The organism is uncultured Corynebacterium sp. (assembly GCF_902489365.1).
Classification (GTDB): domain Bacteria; phylum Actinomycetota; class Actinomycetes; order Mycobacteriales; family Mycobacteriaceae; genus Corynebacterium.
Genome location: NZ_CABTZR010000151.1, coordinates 1 through 2536 on the forward strand (window position 1 = coordinate 1; position 2536 = coordinate 2536).

3 protein-coding genes are annotated in these 2536 nt (G+C 60.4%); 2 read left to right on the forward strand and 1 reads right to left on the reverse strand.

Features of this window, described 5'->3' with window-relative positions; genetic code table 11:
• The first annotated feature begins 42 nt into the window (after window positions 1–42).
• Together RDN59_RS11990 and RDN59_RS11995 are read left to right on the forward strand one after the other, a co-directional pair.
• Window positions 43–1092, forward strand: a complete 1050-nt coding sequence (locus tag RDN59_RS11990; RefSeq protein WP_308608034.1) for an NDP-sugar synthase — start codon at window positions 43–45, stop codon at window positions 1090–1092.
• A gap of 536 nt (window positions 1093–1628) precedes the next feature.
• Window positions 1629–1877, forward strand: a complete 249-nt coding sequence (locus tag RDN59_RS11995) for a WhiB family transcriptional regulator (RefSeq protein ID WP_005528147.1) — start codon at window positions 1629–1631, stop codon at window positions 1875–1877.
• 97 nt (window positions 1878–1974) lie between these two features.
• On the opposite strand, the gene RDN59_RS12000 is transcribed toward RDN59_RS11995, so the two are convergent.
• Window positions 1975–2445: a metallopeptidase family protein gene (locus RDN59_RS12000; protein ID WP_308608033.1), complete on the reverse strand. Its 471-nt coding sequence runs from the start codon at window positions 2443–2445 to the stop codon at window positions 1975–1977.
• Window positions 2446–2536 lie beyond the last annotated feature (91 nt).

Here is a 2536-nt window from a genome sequence, read left to right on the forward strand (position 1 = left end):
ACTGAATCAGCGCCCCAGTGGGGATCGACGGCCGATGCCGTCATTCTGGTGGGAGGTCGCGGCACCCGCCTGCGCCCGCTGACGATTGGCACGCCGAAGCCGATGTTGCCCACGGCCAACTACCCATTCCTCCAGCACCTGCTCGCCCGTATCAAGGAAGCCGGGATTGAGCACGTGGTGCTCTCCACTTCTTATAAGGCGGAGGTCTTTGAGGAGTACTTCGGGGATGGTTCCGATCTGGGCCTGGAAATTGAGTATGTGGTGGAGGAGACCGCGCTGGGTACCGGCGGCGGTATCCGCAACGTCTATGACAAGCTGCGCCAGGACACAGTCATGGTGTTCAACGGCGACGTTTTGTCTGGCATGGATCTCAACGGCATCCTCGATACGCATCATGCCAAGGACGCCGACGTGACGATGCACCTGCTCAACGTCGCTGATCCCCGTGCCTTTGGCTGCGTTCCTACTGATTCTGAGGGCCGAGTAACGGCCTTTTTGGAAAAGACCGAGGATCCGCCGACGAATCAGATTAACGCCGGTTGCTACGTGTTCAAGAAGGATGTCATCGAGACGATTCCGGCTGGCCGCGTGGTCTCCGTGGAGCGCGAAACCTTCCCGCAACTGCTGGAGTCCGGCCGCCTGGTGGTAGGCCACGTGGATAACTCCTATTGGCGTGACATGGGCCGTCCGGATGATTTCGTCCGCGGTTCCTCCGACTTGGTCCGCGGTATCGCGCATTCGCCGCTGCTGGTCGGGCGCACGGGTGAGTCTGTCGTGGATGAGTCCGCGGGTATCGCCGGTGGCGTACTACTGCTGTCCGGCACGGCCGTGGGCCGTGGTTCCGTGATTGGGGCGGGCTGCCGCTTGGACGGCACGGTGGTCTTCGATGGCGTCACTATCGAGCCGGGCGCCATCATTAACAACTCCATCATTGCCTCGGGCGCGCACATTGGTGCCAACGCGCATATCGACAACTGCGTCATCGGTGAAGGCGCCACCATCGGAGCGCGCTGTGAGCTGCAGGGCGGCATGCGCGTTTTCCCAGGCGTGAGCATTCCGGACGCCGGCGTGCGTTTTAGTTCCGATGCCTGAGTGCTGCAGCGCAGCTGAGAAATAAGAGTTAGGAAAGCGCTGGGAGCAGGGAGCGGCTCTCGGCGCTTTCCTTTTCTTGTTTTCTGGTAACGGCGCCGAAGGCTAAGTGACACACGCGGTAGTGACTCGTGGTTTTCGTGGTGCGAATGAGATCCATGTGTTTTGCCTGACTGGGTGGCGACACGCCGAAGAAACCTTGGAATTGTTCACAGGGTCGGGGGTAGCCACTACATGTAGTACCCCCGATGATCACCCCTTAGCTACGAGATTTGTGACTGATGTGAAAGTTGGGGATGCTGTACAGCGTTTTCTCTGGAGTCCAACAAAAATCTTCCACGACAGGTTGACGATATTTAGTGATCCGGTGTGAAATGACATCAGTGTAATCAACGGCACGGCGGGCGCGGCACCGAGAAATTGTTTCGGTGTAGGGTCGGTGCCACTGAATCAAGAGAGAAACGACCTCGGAGAAAGGAAGCGGCGTGGACAATACAACGAATAACAGCGCTATTCTCCGTGGCGGTGCTGCTGCAGAGATGTCGCTCGATGAACTCTTTGGTGCCGTCGAGCAGGAGTGGCAAGACCAGGCGCTGTGCGCCCAGACGGACCCGGAAGCCTTCTTCCCAGAAAAGGGAGGATCGACGCGCGAGGCCAAGCGCATCTGCCAGGCCTGTGCGGTGCGGGATGAATGCCTCGAATATGCCTTGGAGCACGATGAGCGCTTTGGAATTTGGGGCGGCTTGTCGGACCGTGAGCGCCGCCGATTAAAGCGTGAGATCGGTTAGGTGCAGCGGATCTAGTAGTGCAGTGTCATCGCTCCCCCTTATCGTTCGGGCCCTCAGCCCCAGCGGTGAGGGGGAGCGATGGGTTTTCAGGTGTGGTTTACCAGGCAAAGCGCGGATCGATGTCCCCGGGATCGACGTTCAGGTAATTGGCCACTAGTGCGGTAAGTACGGTCGATAGCAGTTCCTCGCGTTCCTGTGCCGACTGCACGCGCTCTTCAATGGGCATGCGGAAAATGACCAGGCGGGCGCGCGTGGGCTTGCCGGCGGAATCCACGCCCGCGGGCACGATGCGCCCCAATGGAACGGGACCGTCGGCGATGATCTCATCCGGCATGACCGTCATGTCTACTGACAGGCGCATCCGGGGCACGGTATCAACGGCAAGGTCGAGCCCGATGAGTTGTTCGGCAAAGGCGTTATGGATGGGGGCGTAGGCCTCGAGCACCGCCATATCGAAGCGCTCGGCGCTGCTGCGATAGCGCGGCGTGTTGTGCGGCAGCAGCGGCCCTTGTGCACCGCGGCCGTGGCGGTGGCGGGCCGGGCGGATATGCGGGCGGGGCGTGCTCATGCGGCTTAGTTTAGGCCGGGCTGAAGGAGGCTTGCGGCGAGGCGCGCCGCGTTGGACTATCTAAATCTCAAGTTAGGGTTTAGACTTGGGC